Genomic DNA, 19,633 nt, shown 5'->3' with positions numbered 1-19,633 from the left:
GGCAATTCTTTTCCGCTCCTACTGACCGGTTACGATCTTCGTCCAGAGCCTTGTCAGTACCCGCTGCTCCTTGGCCTCGAACGGAGTCGTGGTGAAGAGCTTCTGCATCACGGCGTCCGAGGGATAGATGGCCGTGTCCTCGAGCACTTCCTTGTCGAGGAACTGTTGCGAGGCCTTGTTGCCGTTGGCGTAGAAGACGTAGTTCGACGCCTTGGCGATGACTTCCGGCTTCATCATGTAGTTGATGAACTCGTGCGCTTCGGCGACATGCGGCGCATCGGCGGGGATTGCCAGCATGTCGAACCACATCTGCGCCCCTTGCGCCGGGATCGAATAATCGACCGTCACGCCGGCCTTCGCCTCGGCCGCCCGGTCGCGCGCCTGGAAGATATCGCCGGAAAATCCGACCGCCAGGCAGATGTCGCCATTTGCCAGCGCATTGATATATTCCGACGAGTGGAACTTGCGGATATAGGGCCGGACCTTCAGGAGCAGATCGGCGGCCTTTTCGAGATCGGCGGCCTCGTGGCTGTCCGGATCGAGGCCGAGATAGGTCAGCGCCGACGGCATGATATCGGTCGGCGAATCGAGCAGGTGAATGCCGCAATCCTTGAACTTCGCCGCGATCTCGGGATTGAAGATGACGTCCCAGTTCGGCTTCTCGTCGGCGCCGAGAATTTCCTTCATCTTCTCGACATTGTAGCCGATGCCGGTGGTTCCCCACATGTAGTCGACGGCATATTCGTTGCCCGGATCGTACTTTGCCGTACGCTCCATGATCACGTCCCACATGTTCGAAAGATTCGGCAACTTCGATTTGTCGAGCTTCTGGAACACGCCCGCGGCGATCTGGCGCTGCAGGAAGCTCGCAGTCGGAACGACGACATCATAGCCGGAGCCGCCGGCAAGCAGCTTGGTTTCGAGAATTTCATTGGAGTCGAAGACGTCATAGACGACCTTGATGCCGGTCTCCTTGGTGAAATCCTCAAGGATGCTGTCGTCGATATAGTCCGACCAGTTATAGACGTTGACGACCCGCTCCTGGGCGAAAGCGAGCGTGGCCGCTCCGCCTAGCATTGCGGCCGCCAAAGAGGCGACAAAGAGTTTGCGCATACAACTCCCCCTTTTATTGGCTCGAGACACGCCGCATCTTTCCGCCGCGGTTGCGTCCTGTGTTGATCGATGCGATGCCGAAGTTAGGCATGTTTCTCAGTAAGCTCAAGCGCTTTCGCACCAGCCAAATCGACCATCTCCCAAGTCGATTGCTTTTTCACAAGCACAAGCAAAATCCGAGGCTTATACGCCGGTCCGCACGTGCCCGGCCACGGGCCACGCCAGCTCCGTCCGCGGTCTGCCGTCGCGTTCCGCGAGACCAGAACGACCTGCTGTCGCAGGCGCCAGCAAAGCGCGAGCTCCTCATTGAAAATCGAACACGCTCAAGCCCGTCGCCATCTCGTCGAGACCGAGTGGCCGGGTGACGGGCGGCTCGGCGCGGGCCAGACAGCCCTGGCGCTCGCACAGGCGACAGACCGGGCCGACGGCGATCGCCGGCAGACGGACGGCCCCATAGACCGTCTCCTGCGCGAAGCCGGCATCGCAGCCGATCAAGAGCGCGGTGCGCCTGACCCGCTCCTGAAAGGCCGCCTGGGGTCCCTCGACCGTCCGGGCGATGGTCAGGAACTCGCCGCCATCCGTCATCTCCACCCGGTCGACGAGGATCTGCCCCGGCACCGCGAAGGCGGCATGGATGTTGAGCTTCGGGCAGGCACCGCCGAAGCGGGCATGCGGAAAGCCCTGTGCGCCTGCGCGGCGCAGCCGATGGCCGGCATTGTCGATTTCCATCAGGAAGAAGGAAATGCCGACGGCGCCGGTCCGCTGCAACGTCGTCAGGCGGCCGGCCGCCTGCTCGAACGACACCTGGAAGCGTGCCCTCAGGAGGTCGATGTCGTATTTCGCCCGCTGGGCTGCGGCATGGAAGGCCGCGTAGGGCATCATCAGCGCATGGGCGGCATAGCGTGCAAGCTCGAAACGGCCGATGCGGCGCGCCTCCGCCGTCGAGAATTGAATCTGGTCGAGCTCCGCCACGATCGCGTCGTGACAGGCGATCGATGCGACCTCCATGGCGGTTTCGAGCGTTTGGTCGAAGGGCGACAGCCGCTCGGAAATGAAGAGGCGCATCGAGTGGCGATCGAATCGGCGGCGCAGGTTTGGCATGACGTGCACCGGCAAGGTCCGCACGACGAGACCGTGCTCTCTCTTCAGCCAGGCCCTCAGCACCCCCGCAAGGTCTTCGCCCGGCGACAGGCTCGCATGGAAGGCCTCCATGGCCTCTTCGATCCGGACAAAATGGTTCGGCCGCGCCTCAAGGGTCTCGCGGACCTCGTCGATCGGCAGCCGCGTGTCGGCAAGCGTCGCCATATGCCCCTGGCCGGCGAGGAGCTCCGCCAGGTCCTTCAGGCGCAACGCCTGTTCGCGATAGGCCCGATAGAGCTTGACGACGCCGCCCGACACGTTGGGAGCGGCTTCGGTGACCTCGATCAGCTCCTGATCTCCCGGCAGTTCGCCGGCGAGCAGTGGATCGGCAAATACCTCGCGCAATTGCGTGAGGCTGCCGCCGGCTTCGCCCTGCAATTCGTCGAGATCCACCTTATAGACCGAGGCCAGCTTGAGCAGCAGCTGCACGGTCAATGGCCGCTGGTTGCGCTCGATGAGATTCAGGTAGGACGGCGAGATGCCGAGCGCCTCCGCCATTGCCGTCTGGGTCAGTTGAAGGCCGTTGCGGATTCGTCTGACGCGCGGCCCGGCGAAGATCTTGTTCTCGGCCATTTGTCACTCCCTTTACAGAAGCTCCACAGACGCTTCTTTGACAAGTTTTACAGCTTTACCGCTTCACCCTGTCAAACACAAGACAAGGTAACCCCTTTTGCGACGACAGAACGGCGATAGATGTGGCTTGTTTCTGCAGCGCAATGTAAAAATTGTCGTATCAGTTCACAAGTATTCAGCGAGCTAAGACGATAGTTGTAGAGCTCATGATGTTGACGAGGAGAAAAGCATGACTGATTTTTACAAACTCGTTCCGAGCGCGCCGCAGCGCCGCTTCGACGGCATCGAGCGGCCCTACTCCGCCGCGGACGTGCAGCGGCTCCGGGGCTCGGTCGAGATCCGTTATTCGCTCGCGGAGATGGGCGCGAACCGCCTCTGGAAGCTCATTCACGAGGAGGACTTCGTCAATGCGCTGGGCGCGCTCTCCGGCAACCAGGCCATGCAGATGGTCCGCGCGGGCCTGAAGGCGATCTATCTATCGGGCTGGCAGGTTGCGGCCGACGCCAACACCGCCTCGGCAATGTATCCGGACCAGTCGCTTTATCCGGCCAACGCTGCGCCGGAGCTCGCCAAGCGCATCAACCGCACCCTGCAGCGGGCCGACCAAATCGAAACCGCGGAAGGAAAAGGCCTTTCGGTCGACACCTGGTTCGCGCCGATCGTCGCCGACGCGGAAGCCGGTTTCGGCGGGCCGCTCAACGCCTTCGAGATTATGAAGGCCTTCATCGAAGCGGGTGCCGCGGGCGTCCACTACGAGGACCAGCTCGCCTCGGAAAAGAAGTGCGGCCATCTTGGCGGCAAGGTGCTGATACCGACCGCGGCGCATATCCGCAACCTGAACGCCGCCCGGCTAGCCGCCGACGTCATGGGCACGCCGACGCTGGTCATCGCCCGCACCGACGCGGAAGCGGCCAAGCTGCTCACCTCGGACATCGACGAGCGCGACGGGCCCTTCGTCGACTACGATGCCGGCCGTACCGTGGAAGGCTTCTACCAGGTGAAGAACGGGATAGAGCCCTGCATTGCCCGCGCCATCGCCTATGCGCCGCATTGCGACCTCATCTGGTGCGAGACCTCGAAGCCGGATCTCGAACAAGCGCGCAAATTCGCCGAAGGCGTGCACAAGGCGCATCCGGGCAAGCTGCTCGCCTATAATTGCTCGCCGTCGTTCAACTGGAAGAAGAACCTCGACGACGCGACGATCGCCAAGTTCCAGCGCGAGCTCGGCGCCATGGGCTACAAGTTCCAGTTTATCACGCTCGCCGGCTTCCATCAGCTGAACTACGGCATGTTCGAACTGGCGCGCGGCTACAAGGACCGGCAGATGGCCGCCTATTCGGAGCTGCAGGAAGCGGAGTTCGCGGCCGAGGTGAACGGCTACACGGCGACCAAGCACCAGCGCGAAGTCGGCACCGGCTATTTCGACGCCGTGTCGCTGGCGATCACCGGCGGCCAGTCGTCGACGACGGCGATGAAGGAATCGACCGAGCACGACCAGTTCCGCCCGGCGGCGGAATGAGGGAAGGGCGTGAAACGAAGACCGGGGCGCGCGACATCCCTGCCCGTTGCGCGCCCCGGAACACCGAAAATTCTCGAACCGCAAGCGGACAGGAAAATGGTTTCCGCCGCATCCGGCTCTAAGCTTTGAAGGAGCACTCCCATGACAGTTCAGACACGCGTCAAGGAACGGGCCGAGGAACAGTCGTCGGCCATGACCGCGGACCAGCAGGCGGCGATCCGCATGGTCGCCAACGACCTGCACCGCCTCAACCAGTCGGTCATGAAGGCCGTAGAGGCCGGCGTCTCGGTCGAACTGGTGCGCTCGGCACGCCATCACGGCGGCGACGGCAACTGGGGCGACCTGCTGATCCCGGTCATCGTCACCCAGGGCCGGCCGTGACGGTGGCACTGGCCTTGGCGGCGGCCGCGCTCATGCTCGGCGCCGCACTCTGGCAGGAGATCGAGTGCCGCAGCAGGCAAGCGCTACAGGTTCGAGTTCTCCTTAGGAGATCTGGTAGACTGATCGACTGAACGGATAGCGTGGCGGCCGGTGAAATGCTGGCCACCACGCATTCTGCGGTCAGGCGGCACTCCGCCTCGGCCGCTTGCCGGCGAAGAGATCCGCATGGCTGCGGAGCAACCGCGTCAGCCGGTCCACGACGGTGCGGATGTCCCGCCGGTGGCGGTCCTCATTGTTCATGACGATCCATTGGCGATGCCGCAGCGGGCCGACCTCCTCGCCCGCTCGCTCCAGTTGCGGGTCGAGATCGCCGACGAAACAGGGGAGCACCGCCTTGCCGGCCCCGGCGCGGGCGAGGTCCAGGAGGGAGCGGGGGCGACTGACGGTAGCCACGATCCGGCCGGATGCATTTTCGTGCGGCCAGCGCAGATAGGCCGAGAGGGCGTCCTCTTCGGCGACGGCGACCCAACGATCCGATGCGCCGGGGGCGTTCTTCCGGCAATAGGCGGCATAGGCGACCTCGCCCACCGGCCGCGAGGCGAGATAGGTCTCCTCCGGTTCGAAGGCGCGAATGCCGATGTCGCTCTCCCGGTAGGCGAGGCTCGCCCGCGCCTCGCCTATCGACAGCGAGATGGCAAAGGTGTCCCGTTCCGTGCAGATCGCCGGGAAGTTTTCGGCGATCAGCCACGATCCCCAAGTACCCGCCGCAATGCGCACGACCGTGGCGCCCTCGCCCTCCTTCTGCCAGCTTTCGACCTTGCGGGCCGCCGCTTCCATCTCCTGCAACTGCTCGAACAGGAAACGGCCGTCGGCCGTCAACCCGTAGCCGGTCTGGCTGCGGACGAATAGGGCGCGGCCTGTGCGCTCCTCAAGTTCCAGCATCCGCCGCCCGATCGTGGCGGGGCTCAGCCCCGTCGCCTGCGCGGCACCGGTCAACCCGCCGCCGCGCGCCACGGTCATGAAACAGCGATAGACGTCCCAATCCATGTTTTTCATGTTTGAAAAACGTATGAGGAAATCGGCTGTATGTAAAACAGTTTCAGCTGCATAAAAGAGGAGATGCCCACGAAATGAGGAGCATCACGATGGACATGATGGCAATGGCCCTGCTGTTCGACATGGCGTCGAAGAACCGCCGCTCTGACGAACAGGCCGAGCGGCGGTCGCGAGACCGGACGGGAAACCTCGCGGAACATCTGATCGGCGCGCTTTTCCGCAGGCCGCGGCCTCCAGCGAGGCACGGCGATTGCGAAGGTTTTCCGCGCTTTGTGCCTTGAAGAACTGACGCAAGACAAACAGGAACGCCGCGCAGCTTCGATGCGCGGCGTTCATCTGAAGCATTGTGGCGGGAACGCTCCGTCTGCGCTATGCGGCGTGATAAATCTGCCCGGCTGCGCTTTCCGGCTCCAGGCGGAACTGCTCGACCAGCATCATCAGCGTATCGGCCTGGGTCGCCAGTGCGCGGCTGGTGGCCGTCGCCTCCTCGACCATGGTGGCATTCTGCTGGGTCATCTGATCCATCTGGTTGACGGAACCGTTGACCTCGTGCAGCGCCGTCGCCTGGTCGCGGCTTGCGGTGGCGATCATCTCGACATGCTGGCTGACGGTGACGATCTGCGCGCTGATCGAGGCGAGCACCGCCCCCGTCTCCTTGACGAGCAGCGAGCCGGAGCTGACCTCGTCCGTCGACTTGTTGATCAGTCCCTTGATTTCCCTTGCCGCCTCGGCCGAGCGCTGCGCCAGTTCGCGAACCTCCTGCGCGACGACCGCGAAGCCCTTGCCCGCCTCGCCAGCCCGCGCCGCCTCGATACCGGCATTCAGGGCAAGCAGGTTGGTCTGGAAGGCGATGTCGTCGATCACTTCGATAATCTGCTCGATCTGACGTGACGCATCCTCGATGCGACCCATGGCGGCAATGGCATTCGCGACCACGGTCGCCGAATTGTCGGCGCTCCGCTTGGTTTCGGAAACCGCTCGGTTCGCCTCATGGGCGCGTTCCGCAGAGGAGCGCACCGTCGCGGTGATCTGGTCGACGGCGGCAGCCGTCTGCTCGAGCGAAGCGGCCTGTGCCTCGGTTCGCCGTGACAGCGCATCGGCGGAATGGTGCATGTTGGCACCGCTCTGCTGTATCCCCTGGGCATTGCCGCGGATCTGCGCCAGCGTGTCCTGCAGGCGGATGAGCGATCCGTTGAAGTCCTGTCGCAGTTGCTCCAGGCGGCCGTGGAAGGGCACCTCTATCTGCTGGGAGAGGTCGCCCTGGGCGAGCCGGCCGAGGCCGGCAGCAAGCTCGCTGACGGCGAGATCGATCTGCCGGTCGAGCTCGCGCTTATCCGCATCGTTGCGGCTGCGTTCGGCTTCAGCCCGAGCGCGCTCTTCCGCGCTTTCCGCCTCGATGCGCACCTTCGAGAGGGCGTTCTCCTTGAAGACGCCGAGCGCGCGCGCCATGTCGCCGATCTCGTCGCGCCGTGCACCGCCGTCGATCGCGGTATCCAGCCTGCCGTCAGCGAGCCGGCGCATGGCGGCAGTGATCTGTCCGATCGGCCGTTTCAGTGTGAGCGTCAGCGCGACCCCCGCAAGCAGGGCGATCACGACGCCAGCCACCGTGGCGGCCACAGAGATCTGATTGGCTTCCTCGCGCTCGGTGCCGGCGGCGACCTTCTGCTGCTCGGCAAATCCGGTGAGATCATTCCAGATCTCGCTGATCGAGGCGCCGGCCGCGTTGAATTCCGCCGTCCGCTTGTCGGTGATCTCGACCAGCGAAACGCCGTCCTTCTTCATCGCATTGATGATCGGCAAGACCGTTTCGGCCATCGCATCGAAGAAGCTCAGGTCCTTCGCGATGCCGCGCAAGGTCGTGAGGTTCGACTGAACGGCCAGAAACTTGTCCAGAAGCTTCTGGCGGTTCTCCTCGTTGGTGTTGCCGAGGAAAGCGGCCGTCGCGATTTGAATGTCGGTGATCGACACGGACAACCGGCGGGTGGCAGTCAGGACCGACTCCGTCGCAGCAATCTTGCCGTCGAGCTCCGCAAAGATCTGCGTCGCCTCTCGCATCTTGCCGACGGAGGCGGCCTCCAGGCGGAAGCTGGCATTACGGAAGCGATCGACGAATTTCGAAAGGTTGGCAAGCGTTTCGGGGCCGGCGGGCGCCCGGATCAGCGCGCCGATTGCGCCGGCGGCCGAATTGACCGTTTCGGCGAGTGACTTCTCGCCCTTGGGCAGCAGGGTGAAAATGTCGCGCTGGGTGCGGCCGAGCACCGGGAAGCGATCCTTTGCAACCTTCAGCTTTTCCTCGACCGTGATCGCCTTGCTGACCTCGGTGGCGAACTCGGTATAGAACCGGCTGGCACGCATGAGCTTCTCGGCGTTGCGCAGCATCGTCTTTGCCGCGTTTTCGTCCTTGCGCACCGCATATTGCAGCCGGTTTGTTTCGTCGTTTATCTTCACCTGCTCGGTCGCCAACTTCTGGAGATTGGCCTTCGTCGCCGCGCGCAGTTTCTGTTCCCCCTCGTGGAGCGTCCAGAGTCCGTCTATGCGGGCCTCGATATCGGTCGTGGCGCCGATCGCGGCGGTCAGTTCCGTCTCGCCGCTTGCGCCTGCGACCTGCGCCGCCGTGTCGGCCAGGACCTCCTTCTGCGCGGTGATCGTGTCCTTGACTGCCTTGCGGCTCTCCTCGGTGGTCTCGTGCAGGAACTGGTTCATTCCGGCATAAACATCCTTGAAGCCGCTCAGCGTCTGCAGGACGCTGTTCGAGATCTCCATGCGGCCCTGCAGCAGGCCCGAGGCATAGAGGCCGGTGATACCGACCGCCGTGATGCTGACGACGAACGGCAGGATGAAGAACAGAACCTTCGTCTGGATCTTGAAGCGGGCAAGAATCCTGTCAATGAACATGGAAAACACCTTGGCTCCCAGCGCGCGTTTGGCCTCCCCCATGGCAGCTGGCGTCCAAACAGGACACCGAAGCGCCACCCGATGCGCAAACAGGCTGATGTTTTTCGGAAATCATGCGGCGCACGCCGCCAGTCCGTCGGCAATCATTGCGGGACCCGCACCGCTTCTGCGGCGAGGACCTGACGGACTCACGTCATCCGCATAGTCGTTTTGAACGATTAAGATTCCTATAAGCGCGGCGTACGCCCGAGGCCCGGTCGAAACCGGCGGCGGTTACTTGCGCTCGCGTCCGCGGCAAACCGCCCGCGGAATGCGTTCGATCGAGGCGAATGAGAAATCAGAGGGAGGAAAAGATTGCCAAAGCGACGATCGCGAAAAGTGCAAGAGTGGCGGCGAAAGCGATCAGTTCGCCTTGCGCGCGGCTTTCATCGGCGCGGGCGATGGCAATAGCACGGGGACGGCGACGTTGCTGGCTCATGGCATCCTGTCCTTCCTGTTTGGCAGGACCGTTCGGGTCTTGCCATGCGCTTCATGGTGCAACCATCCCGCGGCTGAGGAAAGGCCATGAATTGGAAACAGTCTGGTCTGCGTTCTGAGACCGTACCACCAGTCCTCGGCCGGCTGTGGAAGCCATTTGCAAAGCAGGTTCGACTATTTCCCTTAACAATGGCTGAAGAGGCAAATCACCATTTTTGCCTCCCGGTTACACGTCTTGACCGGCAGCAAAGCCGGATGCCCAGGCCCATTGGAAATTGTAGCCGCCTAGCCACCCGGTGACGTCGACGCATTCGCCGATGAAATAGAGGCCGGGGATGTTCGTCGCTTGCATGGTCCGCGAGTCGAGCGCGCGCGTGTCGACGCCGCCGAGTGTCACTTCGGCGGTCCGGTAGCCCTCGGTTCCGGCCGGCTTCAATGTCCAGGCCTGGATGGAAGCCGCGAGCGCGTCGATCGCCTTGTCCGAGAGATCGGCAAGCAGGCGCCCGGCGAGCTTTGCCTCCTCGGCAAAGAACTGCGCGAGCCTCCGCGGCAGTATGTCGGCCAGTGCCGTCTGCGCCGCCTGGCGTCCGCTGGTGCGGCGCATACCCTTCAGGATCGAGGCGATATCGATGTCCGGCATCAGGCGCAGGACGATCTCCGCGCCCTCGCGCCAATAGGAGGAGATCTGCAGGATCGCCGGTCCGCTCAAGCCGCGATGGGTGATGAGCACCGCCTCGCGGAAGGCCACCTTGCCGAAGCGCACCTCGGCATCGGCCGCGACACCGGCAAGCGCGCCGAGCTTCTCAAGCTGGGCCGGATCGAGCGTGAAGGGGACGAGTGCCGGCCGCGTCTCGACGACCGGCAGGCCGAACTGCTCGGCAGCTTTATAGGCAAAGCCTGTCGCTCCCATCTTCGGGATCGATTTGCCGCCGCTCGCAATCACCAGCGAGGCGGCATCGATCGTCCCGGCGCTGGTGGTGACGCGAAAACCCGAAGCGGTCCGTTCCACGGCCGAAAGCGCGGTCTCGAGCCGCAGCATCGCGCCTGCTTCCTTCATCTCGGCAAGGAGCATGCGGATGATGTCCTTGGCCGAGTGGTCGCAGAAGAGTTGCCCGAGCGTCTTCTCATGCCAGGCGATGCCGTGCCGCTCGACGAGCGATACGAAATCCTGCGGGCGGTAGCGGGCAAGCGCCGACTTGCAGAAATGCGGATTGTCGGAAAGGAAATTCTTGGGGCCGGTGTGACTATTGGTGAAGTTGCAGCGGCCGCCGCCCGAAATGCGGATCTTCTCGCCCGGCGCCTTGGCATGGTCGACGACGACGACACGGCGGCCGCGCTTCCCCGCCTCGATCGCGCACATCATGCCGGCGGCGCCCGCGCCGATGATCACCACATCCTGCTTTTCGATCACGGAGAGCCCTCTTCGCGTTTCTCGCCTTCCTTTCCGGCGAGAGGCGAAAAGTCAATCGCGAAGCACTGCAGCGCCGGGCGTCTTTCAAAAGCGCAAAGGATCCTGCGGCAAGTTGGGAGCTGTGGGCTTTGTCCGCAAATCGCATCCGATTTGCGGAACATGCAGTAGCCAATTGGCAAAGGGCGGCTATGATGCGGGCTATCCTAAGCAGAATCCGGTGAATTATGTCTTCCAAGAGAAGCGTTGCCCAACAGACAGCAAAGGTCAGCAAGAGTACAGGAGTTCCCCTCGCCCTGCATTCCCCCCGAGGTGTCAAGACGTGGAAGGAGGCGGTCGACTGGCTGAAGATCCGCGGCATCGAGGACATCGAGTGCATCACCCCCGACCTTGCCGGGGTGCCGCGCGGCAAGATGATGCCGACGTCGAAGTTCACGTCCAACACATCGCTGGCACTGCCTTCGGCGATCTACCGCCACACGATTTCCGGCGAGTATCCGGAAGAGACCGGCCAGTTTCGCTATGACTCGCGCGACAGCGACATCAAGCTGGTGCCGGACCTTTCGACAATCTCCATCGTTCCCTGGGAAAGCGATCCGACGGCCCAGGTGATCTGCGATATCGTCGGCTCGCAGGGCGAACAGATCAGCTATACGCCGCGCAATGTCCTGAAGCGAGTCGTCGACCTCTACCGGCAGAAGGGCTGGAAACCGGTTGTCGCGCCCGAGATCGAATTCTACCTCGTCGCCCAGAACGATGACCCGGACTATCCGCTGCGTCCGCCGAAGGGCCGTTCCGGCCGCTCCATTCTCGGCGGCCAGGGCTATTCGATCGCTGGCATCAACGAATTCGACGAACTGATCGACGACATCTACCACTTCTCGGAAAAGCAGGGCCTGGAGATCGACACGCTGATCCACGAAGAGGGGCCGGCGCAACTCGAGATCAATCTCAGGCACGGCGATCCGATCGAGCTTGCCGACCAGGTGTTCCTGTTCAAGCGCACCATTCGCGAAGCGGCGCTGAAGCATGGCATCTACGCCACCTTCATGGCGAAGCCGATGCAGGGTCAGCCGGGCTCGGCAATGCACATCCATCAATCGGTCCTCGACATCGAGACCGGCCGGAACATCTTCTCCAACCCGGATGGCGCGCCCTCCAAGGAGTTCTTCTCCTTTATCGGCGGCATGCAGCACTATGTGCCGAAGACGTTGTCGATGATGGCGCCCTACGTGAACTCCTACCGGCGCCTGACGCCGGACATGTCGGCGCCGGTCAACACGGCCTGGGGCTACGACAACCGCACGACGGCCTTCCGCATCCCCGTTTCGGACCCGGTCGCGCGGCGCATCGAAAACCGCCTGCCGAGCTCCGATGCGAACCCTTATCTGGCGCTCGCCGCCTCCCTCGGCTGCGGCTATCTCGGCATCATGGAGGGTCTGCAGCCGACGCCGCCTTCGGAAGACACTGCGAATGACGGTGAGATCGATCTGCCGCGCGGCCTGCTCGAAGCCATTTCGCTGCTCGAATCGGCGCCATCGCTGGCCGAGGTCTTCAGCGCCGAGTTCATCGCCATCTATGCCGGGGTGAAGCGCGGCGAGTTCGAGACCTTCATGCAGGTCATCAGCCCGTGGGAACGTGAATTCCTGCTCCTCAACGTCTGACCTGAGGAGCATGCGGATGGAATGGCAAAGCCCGATCTCGCCCGGACTCTCCTGGTACGAGGCGACGGTCCCGGACCGGCCCAGCTATCCGGCAATGCCGGGATCGCAGAGGGCTGATGTCGCCATCATCGGCGGCGGCTATACCGGGCTGCAGGCGGCCTTCAACCTTGCGAAGGGCGGGGCCGACGTCACGCTGATCGACGCCTGCCGCCTCGGCGACGGCGCCTCGGGGCGCAACGGCGGCCAGTTCGGCACCGGCCAGCGCGCCTGGGCCGACGAGACGGAAGAGGTGCTCGGACACGAACGGGCGCAACTGCTCTTCGACATGGCGGAGAACGCCAAGCGCTACGTGCTGGATTTCGCAAGCGCGCACGGGATCGATATCGAGTTCGTGCCCGGCCAGCTCTCAGTCGGCCATAAGAGGAGCTTCGAGACCGACTATCGCCGCCATGTCGAGGCGATGGCGGAACGGTTCGGCTACCCGCACCTCTCCTTCATGGACCGGGAGGAAACCGCGCACCGGCTCGGCTCGCGCCACTACCACTTCGGCATCCGCGACACCGGCACCGGCCATATTCATCCGATGAAGCTGCTCGTCGGGCTCGCAAGGCAGGCGGCCCTTGCCGGTGCCAAGCTCTACGAACAGACGAAGGCGCTGAGGGTCGAGAAAAAGGGCGGTGCGGTCGTTATCGAGACGAACCAAGGCACGATCACCGCGGACCGGGCGCTGATCGCCTGCAACGCCTATATCGGCGATCTCGAGCCGGTGACCGCCAGCCACGTGATGCCGATCCGCTCCTTCATCGGCGCGACCCCGGTGCTGACGAACCACCCGGAGATTCTTCCGGGCGGCGAGTCGGTCGACGATTCGCGGTTCGTCGTGCGCTATTTCCGCAAAACGAAGGATGGCCGGCTGCTGTTCGGCGGGCGCGAGGCCTATACCGCCGACAATCCGCGCGACATTTCCACCCACATCCGCCGCCAGATCCGCGAAATTTATCCTTCGCTTGCCGATATCGACATCACCCATGCCTGGGGCGGTTCGGTCGGCATCACCATGCCGCGCCAGCCCTTCTGCCGCGAGGTCATGCCGGGGGTGACGAGCATCGGCGGTTATTCGGGCCACGGCGTCATGCTCTCCAACTATTGCGGCAAGCTGTACGCTGACCTCGCACTCGGCAGAGCAACGGAACTTGACCTTCTCAAGGACTTGAAAATACCGGCGTTTCCAGGCGGGATTCGTTTTCGCTCCGCCCTCCTCTTCCTTGCCCTGAGCTGGTATGCCTTGCGCGATCGGCTTTAGAGCCGCATGGTTACGGAGCGGGTATTGCCCAGGCCGACTCCCTAGGTTCATGCACAGAGCGTCATGCTTTGGAAAAATTGGGCAGATACGATTTTGTTGCGTTGCACCCTAGCGCTTTTAAATCGATTAGATTATATCTGCCCCTGACCTGAAACAGATCGAGACATGCCATGAGTAGCCAGATCATTCCTGTCGAACCGTTTGACTATGTCGTGTTCGGCGGCACCGGCGATCTTGCGGAGCGCAAGCTGTTGCCGGCCCTCTACCACCGGCAGATCGAAGGCCAGTTCACCGAGCCGACACGAATCATCGGCGCTTCGCGTGCTGCCCTTAGCCATGAGGAATATCGCAGCTTCGCGTCCGACGCGCTGAAGGAACACCTGAAGCCCGGCGAGTTCGACGAGGCCGAGGTGGCCAAATTCACCGCACGTCTCTATTACATATCTGTCGACGCCAAGTCCGAGCAGGGCTGGGACGATCTCAAGAAATTGCTCGAGGAAGGCAAGGATCGCACCCGGGCCTTCTATCTCGCCGTCGGGCCGGCAATCTTCGGCGATATTTCGGAAAAGATCCGAGACCACAAGCTCATCACCAAGAACACCCGCATCGTCGTCGAAAAGCCGATCGGTCGCGATCTCGCTTCGGCGACGGAGCTGAACGACACGATCGGCAAGGTGTTCCGCGAAGAGCAGATCTTCCGCATCGACCACTATCTCGGCAAGGAGACGGTGCAGAACCTGATGGCGCTGCGCTTCGCCAACGCACTCTACGAGCCGCTGTGGAATTCGGCCCATATCGATCACGTGCAGATCACCGTCGCCGAATCGGTCGGCCTGGAAAATCGCGCCGGCTATTACGACAAGGCCGGCGCTCTGCGCGATATGGTGCAGAACCATATTCTCCAACTCGTCTGCTTCGTCGCGATGGAAGCGCCGACCTCGATGGATGCGGAAGCGGTGCGCGACGAGAAGCTCAAGGTGCTCCGGGCCCTGAAGCCGATCACCGCCGCCAATGTCGAGCAGGTCACGGTTCGCGGCCAGTATCGCGCCGGCGCATCGGCAGGCGGCCCGGTCAAGGGCTACCTCGAAGAGCTCGAAGGCGGCGTCTCCAACACCGAGACCTTCGTCGCGATCAAGGCCGAGATCAGCAATTGGCGCTGGGCCGGCGTGCCGTTCTACATCCGCACCGGCAAGCGCATGGCCGGCCGCATGTCGGAAATCGTCATCACCTTCAAGCAGATCCCGCATTCGATCTTCGACCACAGCGCCGGGCGCATCTCCGCCAACCAACTGATGATCCGGCTGCAGCCGAACGAGGGCGTCAAGCAATCGCTGATGATCAAGGACCCCGGACCGGGTGGAATGCGGCTCAGAAACGTACCGCTCGACATGAGCTTCGCCGAAGCCTTCGGCGTGCGCAATGCCGATGCCTATGAGCGGCTGCTGCTCGACGTCATCCGTAACAACCAGACACTGTTTGTGCGCCGCGACGAGGTGGAGGCCGCCTGGCAATGGATCGACCCGATCCTTAAGGCCTGGGAAACGGCCGGCCAGCAGGTGCAGGGCTACACTGCCGGCACCTGGGGGCCGAGCCAGGCGATCGCGCTCATCGAACGCGACGGCCGCACCTGGAACGACACAATCTAGGACCGGCCCATGAGCGAGACCCTGCACACATACGAGAATGGAGCGGCCCTGGCGGAGGCGCTTGCCGATGCCGTCAGCGCCAGGCTCGCCGCAGCGATTGCGGCCCACGGCAAGGCGAGCATTGCGGTGTCCGGCGGCTCGACGCCGAAGGCCTTTTTCCGCGCGCTGGCCGGGCGCGACCTCGATTGGACGAAAGTGACGATCACCCTCGTCGACGAGCGGTTCGTACCGCCGGAAAGCGATCGCTCCAATCACGCGCTCGTCGCTTCGAACCTGCTTCAGGACAAAGCGGCCGCGGCGAAGTTCGTGCCGCTCTATCATGCCGCGGCGACGGCCGAGGCCGCCGCTGCGATCGCAAGCGAGGTGACCGCCGCGATCGCTGCGCCCTTCGACGTGGTGGTGCTCGGCATGGGAACGGACGGGCATACGGCCTCGTTCTTCCCCGGCGGGACACGCCTTGAAGAGGCCCTTGACCCGGCAACTCCCCGTGGCGTGGTCACGATGGAGGCTGACGGCGCCGGTGAACCCCGCCTCACCTTTACTTTCTCGAGCCTTCGGGATGCCGGATATCTCGTCCTACATATCGAAGGCGAGGGAAAAAAGGAGGTCCTCGCCCGGGCGCAAGCCGCGGGAGAAGAGGCCGAGATGCCGATCCGCGCCATGCTGAGGCGGGCGGCATCGCCGCTGCAGATCTACTGGGCGCCGTAAGGCGTCCGGACAGGAGACAGCAATTCAGAAGCGTTACAGCGACGCGCCGCCTTGGAAACATTGCCGCTGTAAGCCGATGACAGGATGAAGACCAAGGGGTCCGAAGACTCCGGAACAGGATGTGCCATGTCCGCCGATTCCCGCATTGCCGCCATTACCGCCCGTATCGTCGAGCGCTCAAAGCCCTATCGCGAACCTTATCTGGAACGCATCCGCAGCGCCGCGGCGACGGGACCGCACCGGAGTGTCCTCGGCTGCGGCAACCTGGCGCACGGATTTGCCGTCTGTTCCCCCGCCGAGAAGGACGCGCTCGCCGGCGACCGCGTCCCGAACCTCGGCATCATCACCTCCTATAACGACATGCTCTCGGCGCATCAGCCTTTCGAAACCTATCCGGCGCTGATACGCGAGGCGGCCCGCGAGGCTGGCGGTGTGGCGCAGGTTGCGGGCGGCGTGCCGGCGATGTGCGACGGCGTCACGCAAGGGCAGCCGGGCATGGAGCTGTCGCTCTTCTCGCGCGACCTGATCGCCATGGCAGCCGGCATCGGCCTGTCGCACAACATGTTCGATGCGGCCGTCTATCTCGGCGTCTGCGACAAGATCGTGCCGGGCCTGGTAATCGCGGCGCTGACCTTCGGTCACCTGCCCGCCATCTTCGTTCCCGCCGGACCGATGACCTCGGGCCTGCCGAACGACGAGAAGGCCAAGGTCCGGCAGCTTTTCGCCGAGGGCAAGGTCGGCCGCGACGAATTGCTCGAGGCGGAATCGAAGTCCTATCATGGCCCCGGCACCTGCACCTTCTACGGCACCGCCAACTCCAACCAGATGCTGATGGAGATCATGGGCTTCCACCTGCCGGGCGCCTCCTTCATCAATCCCGGCACGCCACTGCGCGACGCGCTGACCAAGGAGGCAGCGAAGCGGGCGCTGGCGATCACGGCCATGGGCAACGAATTCACGCCGGCCGGCGAGATGATCGACGAGCGGTCGATCGTCAACGGCGTCGTCGGCCTGCATGCGACCGGCGGCTCGACCAACCACACCATGCACCTCGTTGCCATGGCGCGCGCCGCCGGGATCGCGCTCACTTGGCAGGACATTTCGGAACTCTCCGACGTCGTGCCGCTGCTCGCCCGCGTCTATCCAAACGGCCTTGCCGACGTGAACCATTTCCACGCGGCCGGCGGCATGGGCTTCCTGATCAGCCAATTGCTCAAGAAGGGGCTGCTGCATGACGACGTCCGAACCGTCTTTGGCCAGGGCCTCGATGCCTATGCGATCGACGTGAAGCTCGGCGTCAACGGCACCGTCCAGCGCGAGCCGGCGCCGGAGGAAAGCGCCGATCCGAAAGTGCTCTCGACCATCGACCAGCCCTTCCAGCATACCGGCGGGTTGAAGATGCTGACCGGCAATATCGGCAAGGCGGTGATCAAGATCTCCGCCGTCAAGCCGGAACGCCATATCATCGAGGCCCCCGCCAAGATCTTCAACGATCAGGCCGAGCTCAACGCCGCCTTCAAGGCGGGCAAGCTCGAAGGCGATTTCGTCGCCGTTGTTCGCTTCCAGGGCCCGAAGGCGAACGGCATGCCGGAGTTGCACAAGCTGACGACCGTGCTCGGCATCCTGCAGGACCGGGGCCAGAAGGTGGCGATCGTCACCGACGGGCGCATGTCCGGCGCATCCGGCAAAGTCCCGGCTGCTATCCATGTTACGCCGGAAGCAAAGGAGGGCGGGCCGATCGCCCGCATCCAAGAGGGCGACATCATCCGCATCGATGCGGTCAAGGGGACAATCGAGGTCAAGGTCGACGACATTGCCCTGAAAACGCGGGTGCCGGCTCGTATCGACCTCTCCGACAACGAGTTCGGGATGGGCCGCGAACTGTTCGCGCCGTTCCGCCAGATCGCCGGTGCGGCCGATCGCGGCGGCAGCGTTCTGTTTCACTGAGGCACCTGCGCCGTCGGAATGTGCCGACGGCTCTCGCCGTCAGCGATAGATGTCCAGCGTGCGGTTGCGATGGTTCGGATGGGTGCTGTAGACGAAGATCCGATTTAGGTCGCGATCGCTTAACAGCCGCAGGAACCGGGCCTCAATGAGGTTGTTGGCATGCACCCGCTTCAACAGGCAGCCGATCAGCGGAAGGCGGGCGCTCGGTATGTCGAGATAGAAATTCTGCGGCAGCTGGAACTTCGTCACGATGCCGATCACGGCGCTGCTTTTCGACAGCTTGATGATCTCGCAGCGGCGCGACGAGAGGTTCTGCATCCCCTTCTCGGTAAATTCAATTCGCGCGTCGTTCCGCGTGTCCTCCATCGGGAAATTAGCCTCTCGATCATACATGAACGACTCTTCCTTGTTGAGGAAGTGCCGTTGCATCTGAGGGGCCGGGCTGCGCATCAATTCACCTTTCGCATTCGAATTGCGGTCACGCTACCCAATGAAATTTAACAGAGGGTTTGGCGCCGCGGTGGAATGCGCATATTCCGTCCGAAAGCATCTATCAGCGGTACTGATGTTGGTGTGTCAGATGCCCCTCATCCGGCCTGCCGGCCACCTTCTCCCCGCAGGCGGGGCGAAGGGAGCTCGCCGCACTGCCTCAGTCCCCTCGCCCCGCTTGCGGGGGGAGGGCTAGGGTGAGTGGCATTCTCAGACATTACACTAAACGCGATAGCTGCGCCCGTCGGCGTCGAAAAGGTGAAGCTTCGACTTGTCGGCGGTAAAGCGCACTCGGTCGCCACGTCCGACCTTGAGGATGCCGGGGATCTTGGCGATGATCGGCTCGTTCTCGACGAGACCTTCGATATAGAGCAGCGTCACCTCGCCAAGCGCTTCGACAATGGCAATTGTTCCCTCGAACAGGAAATCCTGGCCGTCGGTCACCTCAAGGTCTTCCGGCCGCACGCCAAAGCTCGCCTTCTTGCCGTTTTCGGACGCGTTCGTCGGGATGTCGAGCGTCACGGATTTTCCGCCCGTAAGGTTCACCGTCGTCTGCGCGCCGGTGGCCGTGATCGTCGAGGGGATGACGTTCATGGCCGGCGAGCCGATGAAGCGGGCGACGAACAGGTTCGCCGGCCGCTCGTAGAGCTCGAGCGGCGCCCCAACCTGTTCGATGTGACCGAGAGAGAGCACGACGATGCGGTCGGCGAGGGTCATCGCCTCCACCTGGTCGTGGGTGACATAGATCATCGTCGTGTCGGCCATCCGCTCGCTGAGCTTGGCAATCTCGATGCGGGTCGCCACGCGCAAGGCAGCATCCAGGTTGGACAGCGGCTCGTCGAACAGGAAGACCTTGGGATTGCGGCAGATCGCCCGGCCGATCGCGACGCGCTGGCGCTGGCCGCCGGAAAGCGCCTTCGGAAGACGATCAAGGAATTTCGTGAGCTGGAGGATGTCGGCTGCCGACCGAACCCGGCGGTCGATCTCCTCCTTCGATTCCTTGGCGATCCGCATGCCGAAGGCCATGTTGTCGTAGACGGTCATATGCGGGTAGAGCGCATAGGACTGGAACACCATGGCGATGCCGCGTTTCGATGGCGGCACGTCGTTAACCCGCTCGCCGTCGATAAACATGTCGCCGCCGGTGATCTCCTCGAGCCCGGCGATCATCCGGAGCAGCGTCGACTTGCCGCAGCCGGACGGCCCGACGAAGACGACGAACTCGCCCTGTTTGATGTCGAGATTGATGCCGTGAATGACATCGACCGCCCCATAGGACTTGCGGATGTCTTTAAGCAGCAGGCCCGTCATTGC

At 63.2% G+C, this 19,633-nt stretch carries 16 protein-coding genes; 8 read left to right on the top strand and 8 right to left on the bottom strand.

The window, feature by feature from the left end:
• Nucleotides 1-18: 18 nt before the first annotated feature.
• Both NXT3_RS03565 and NXT3_RS03560 read right to left on the bottom strand, forming a co-directional pair.
• Nucleotides 19-1,113: a polyamine ABC transporter substrate-binding protein gene (locus NXT3_RS03565; protein WP_097527254.1), complete on the bottom strand. Its 1,095-nt coding sequence runs from the start codon at nt 1,111-1,113 to the stop codon at nt 19-21.
• A 303-nt stretch (nt 1,114-1,416) separates the two neighbouring features.
• Nucleotides 1,417-2,826 carry a helix-turn-helix domain-containing protein gene (locus NXT3_RS03560; protein ID WP_097527255.1) on the bottom strand — a complete coding sequence of 470 codons (1,410 nt, stop codon included), beginning with the start codon at nt 2,824-2,826 and terminating at the stop codon, nt 1,417-1,419.
• A 229-nt stretch (nt 2,827-3,055) separates the two neighbouring features.
• Between NXT3_RS03560 and aceA the strand changes: the two genes are divergently transcribed.
• The gene (gene aceA, locus NXT3_RS03555) at nt 3,056-4,345 is read left to right on the top strand and encodes an isocitrate lyase (protein ID WP_097527256.1); all 1,290 of its coding nucleotides are present in this window, start codon (nt 3,056-3,058) and stop codon (nt 4,343-4,345) included.
• Nucleotides 4,346-4,486: 141 nt separating this feature from the next.
• Complete coding sequence (locus tag NXT3_RS03550) at nt 4,487-4,726, top strand: SMc00767 family acetate metabolism repressor (RefSeq protein WP_037378705.1); 240 nt, start codon at nt 4,487-4,489, stop codon at nt 4,724-4,726.
• A gap of 180 nt (nt 4,727-4,906) precedes the next feature.
• Here NXT3_RS03550 and NXT3_RS03545 read toward each other — a convergent pair whose 3' ends face one another.
• The gene (locus tag NXT3_RS03545) at nt 4,907-5,782 is read right to left on the bottom strand and encodes a LysR family transcriptional regulator (protein ID WP_037424009.1); all 876 of its coding nucleotides are present in this window, start codon (nt 5,780-5,782) and stop codon (nt 4,907-4,909) included.
• A gap of 104 nt (nt 5,783-5,886) precedes the next feature.
• On the opposite strand from NXT3_RS03545, the gene NXT3_RS03540 reads away from it, so the two are divergent.
• Nucleotides 5,887-6,063 carry a hypothetical protein gene (locus tag NXT3_RS03540; RefSeq protein WP_234819563.1) on the top strand — a complete coding sequence of 59 codons (177 nt, stop codon included), beginning with the start codon at nt 5,887-5,889 and terminating at the stop codon, nt 6,061-6,063.
• An 88-nt stretch (nt 6,064-6,151) separates the two neighbouring features.
• On the opposite strand, the gene NXT3_RS03535 is transcribed toward NXT3_RS03540, so the two are convergent.
• The 3 genes from NXT3_RS03535 to NXT3_RS03530 all read right to left on the bottom strand — a co-directional run bounded on the left by NXT3_RS03535 (nt 6,152) and on the right by NXT3_RS03530 (nt 10,565).
• Nucleotides 6,152-8,677, bottom strand: coding sequence for a methyl-accepting chemotaxis protein (locus NXT3_RS03535; protein ID WP_104839926.1), 2,526 nt, complete (start codon nt 8,675-8,677; stop codon nt 6,152-6,154).
• Between the two features lie 337 nt (nt 8,678-9,014).
• Entirely contained in the window at nt 9,015-9,155 is a 141-nt protein-coding gene (locus NXT3_RS31890; protein WP_086022794.1) for a hypothetical protein, read from the bottom strand.
• A gap of 225 nt (nt 9,156-9,380) precedes the next feature.
• Nucleotides 9,381-10,565 (bottom strand): BaiN/RdsA family NAD(P)/FAD-dependent oxidoreductase, encoded by a 1,185-nt coding sequence (locus NXT3_RS03530; RefSeq protein WP_037424007.1) that lies wholly within the window; start codon nt 10,563-10,565, stop codon nt 9,381-9,383.
• Nucleotides 10,566-10,789: 224 nt separating this feature from the next.
• On the opposite strand from NXT3_RS03530, the gene NXT3_RS03525 reads away from it, so the two are divergent.
• From NXT3_RS03525 to edd, 5 genes are all read left to right on the top strand, one after another.
• Nucleotides 10,790-12,226, top strand: coding sequence for a glutamine synthetase family protein (locus NXT3_RS03525; protein ID WP_037424005.1), 1,437 nt, complete (start codon nt 10,790-10,792; stop codon nt 12,224-12,226).
• 16 nt (nt 12,227-12,242) lie between these two features.
• Nucleotides 12,243-13,529: an NAD(P)/FAD-dependent oxidoreductase gene (locus NXT3_RS03520; RefSeq protein WP_097527257.1), complete on the top strand. Its 1,287-nt coding sequence runs from the start codon at nt 12,243-12,245 to the stop codon at nt 13,527-13,529.
• A 170-nt stretch (nt 13,530-13,699) separates the two neighbouring features.
• Nucleotides 13,700-15,175: a glucose-6-phosphate dehydrogenase gene (gene zwf / locus NXT3_RS03515; RefSeq protein ID WP_037423999.1), complete on the top strand. Its 1,476-nt coding sequence runs from the start codon at nt 13,700-13,702 to the stop codon at nt 15,173-15,175.
• Between the two features lie 9 nt (nt 15,176-15,184).
• Nucleotides 15,185-15,883, top strand: a complete 699-nt coding sequence (gene pgl, locus NXT3_RS03510; RefSeq protein WP_037423996.1) for a 6-phosphogluconolactonase — start codon at nt 15,185-15,187, stop codon at nt 15,881-15,883.
• Between the two features lie 126 nt (nt 15,884-16,009).
• Nucleotides 16,010-17,830, top strand: a complete 1,821-nt coding sequence (gene edd, locus NXT3_RS03505; RefSeq protein WP_037423993.1) for a phosphogluconate dehydratase — start codon at nt 16,010-16,012, stop codon at nt 17,828-17,830.
• Between the two features lie 39 nt (nt 17,831-17,869).
• On the opposite strand, the gene NXT3_RS03500 is transcribed toward edd, so the two are convergent.
• Both NXT3_RS03500 and NXT3_RS03495 read right to left on the bottom strand, forming a co-directional pair.
• The gene (locus tag NXT3_RS03500; RefSeq protein WP_083854240.1) at nt 17,870-18,280 is read right to left on the bottom strand and encodes a hypothetical protein; all 411 of its coding nucleotides are present in this window, start codon (nt 18,278-18,280) and stop codon (nt 17,870-17,872) included.
• 261 nt (nt 18,281-18,541) lie between these two features.
• Nucleotides 18,542-19,630, bottom strand: coding sequence for an ABC transporter ATP-binding protein (locus tag NXT3_RS03495; RefSeq protein WP_037423990.1), 1,089 nt, complete (start codon nt 19,628-19,630; stop codon nt 18,542-18,544).
• Between the last annotated feature and the right edge of the window lie 3 nt (nt 19,631-19,633).

This window comes from Sinorhizobium fredii (genome assembly GCF_002944405.1).
GTDB classification, from domain to species: Bacteria; Pseudomonadota; Alphaproteobacteria; order Rhizobiales; family Rhizobiaceae; genus Sinorhizobium; species Sinorhizobium fredii_C.
The sequence above is the reverse complement of the archived record's forward strand: the minus strand, read 5'-3'. Positions and strand labels throughout refer to the sequence as shown.

What these genes read in the sequence shown, in the direction of transcription:
- NXT3_RS03565 (WP_097527254.1), bottom strand. Translation starts at nt 1,113, where the DNA reads ATGCGCAAACTCTTTGTCGCCTCTTTGGCGGCCGCAATGCTAGGCGGA.
- NXT3_RS03560 (WP_097527255.1), bottom strand. Translation starts at nt 2,826, where the DNA reads ATGGCCGAGAACAAGATCTTCGCCGGGCCGCGCGTCAGACGAATCCGC.
- aceA (WP_097527256.1), top strand. Translation starts at nt 3,056, where the DNA reads ATGACTGATTTTTACAAACTCGTTCCGAGCGCGCCGCAGCGCCGCTTC.
- NXT3_RS03550 (WP_037378705.1), top strand. Translation starts at nt 4,487, where the DNA reads ATGACAGTTCAGACACGCGTCAAGGAACGGGCCGAGGAACAGTCGTCG.
- NXT3_RS03545 (WP_037424009.1), bottom strand. Translation starts at nt 5,782, where the DNA reads ATGAAAAACATGGATTGGGACGTCTATCGCTGTTTCATGACCGTGGCG.
- NXT3_RS03540 (WP_234819563.1), top strand. Translation starts at nt 5,887, where the DNA reads ATGGCCCTGCTGTTCGACATGGCGTCGAAGAACCGCCGCTCTGACGAA.
- NXT3_RS03535 (WP_104839926.1), bottom strand. Translation starts at nt 8,677, where the DNA reads ATGTTCATTGACAGGATTCTTGCCCGCTTCAAGATCCAGACGAAGGTT.
- NXT3_RS31890 (WP_086022794.1), bottom strand. Translation starts at nt 9,155, where the DNA reads ATGAGCCAGCAACGTCGCCGTCCCCGTGCTATTGCCATCGCCCGCGCC.
- NXT3_RS03525 (WP_037424005.1), top strand. Translation starts at nt 10,790, where the DNA reads ATGTCTTCCAAGAGAAGCGTTGCCCAACAGACAGCAAAGGTCAGCAAG.
- NXT3_RS03520 (WP_097527257.1), top strand. Translation starts at nt 12,243, where the DNA reads ATGGAATGGCAAAGCCCGATCTCGCCCGGACTCTCCTGGTACGAGGCG.
- zwf (WP_037423999.1), top strand. Translation starts at nt 13,700, where the DNA reads ATGAGTAGCCAGATCATTCCTGTCGAACCGTTTGACTATGTCGTGTTC.
- pgl (WP_037423996.1), top strand. Translation starts at nt 15,185, where the DNA reads ATGAGCGAGACCCTGCACACATACGAGAATGGAGCGGCCCTGGCGGAG.
- edd (WP_037423993.1), top strand. Translation starts at nt 16,010, where the DNA reads ATGTCCGCCGATTCCCGCATTGCCGCCATTACCGCCCGTATCGTCGAG.
- NXT3_RS03500 (WP_083854240.1), bottom strand. Translation starts at nt 18,280, where the DNA reads ATGCGCAGCCCGGCCCCTCAGATGCAACGGCACTTCCTCAACAAGGAA.
- NXT3_RS03495 (WP_037423990.1), bottom strand. Translation starts at nt 19,630, where the DNA reads ATGACGGGCCTGCTGCTTAAAGACATCCGCAAGTCCTATGGGGCGGTC.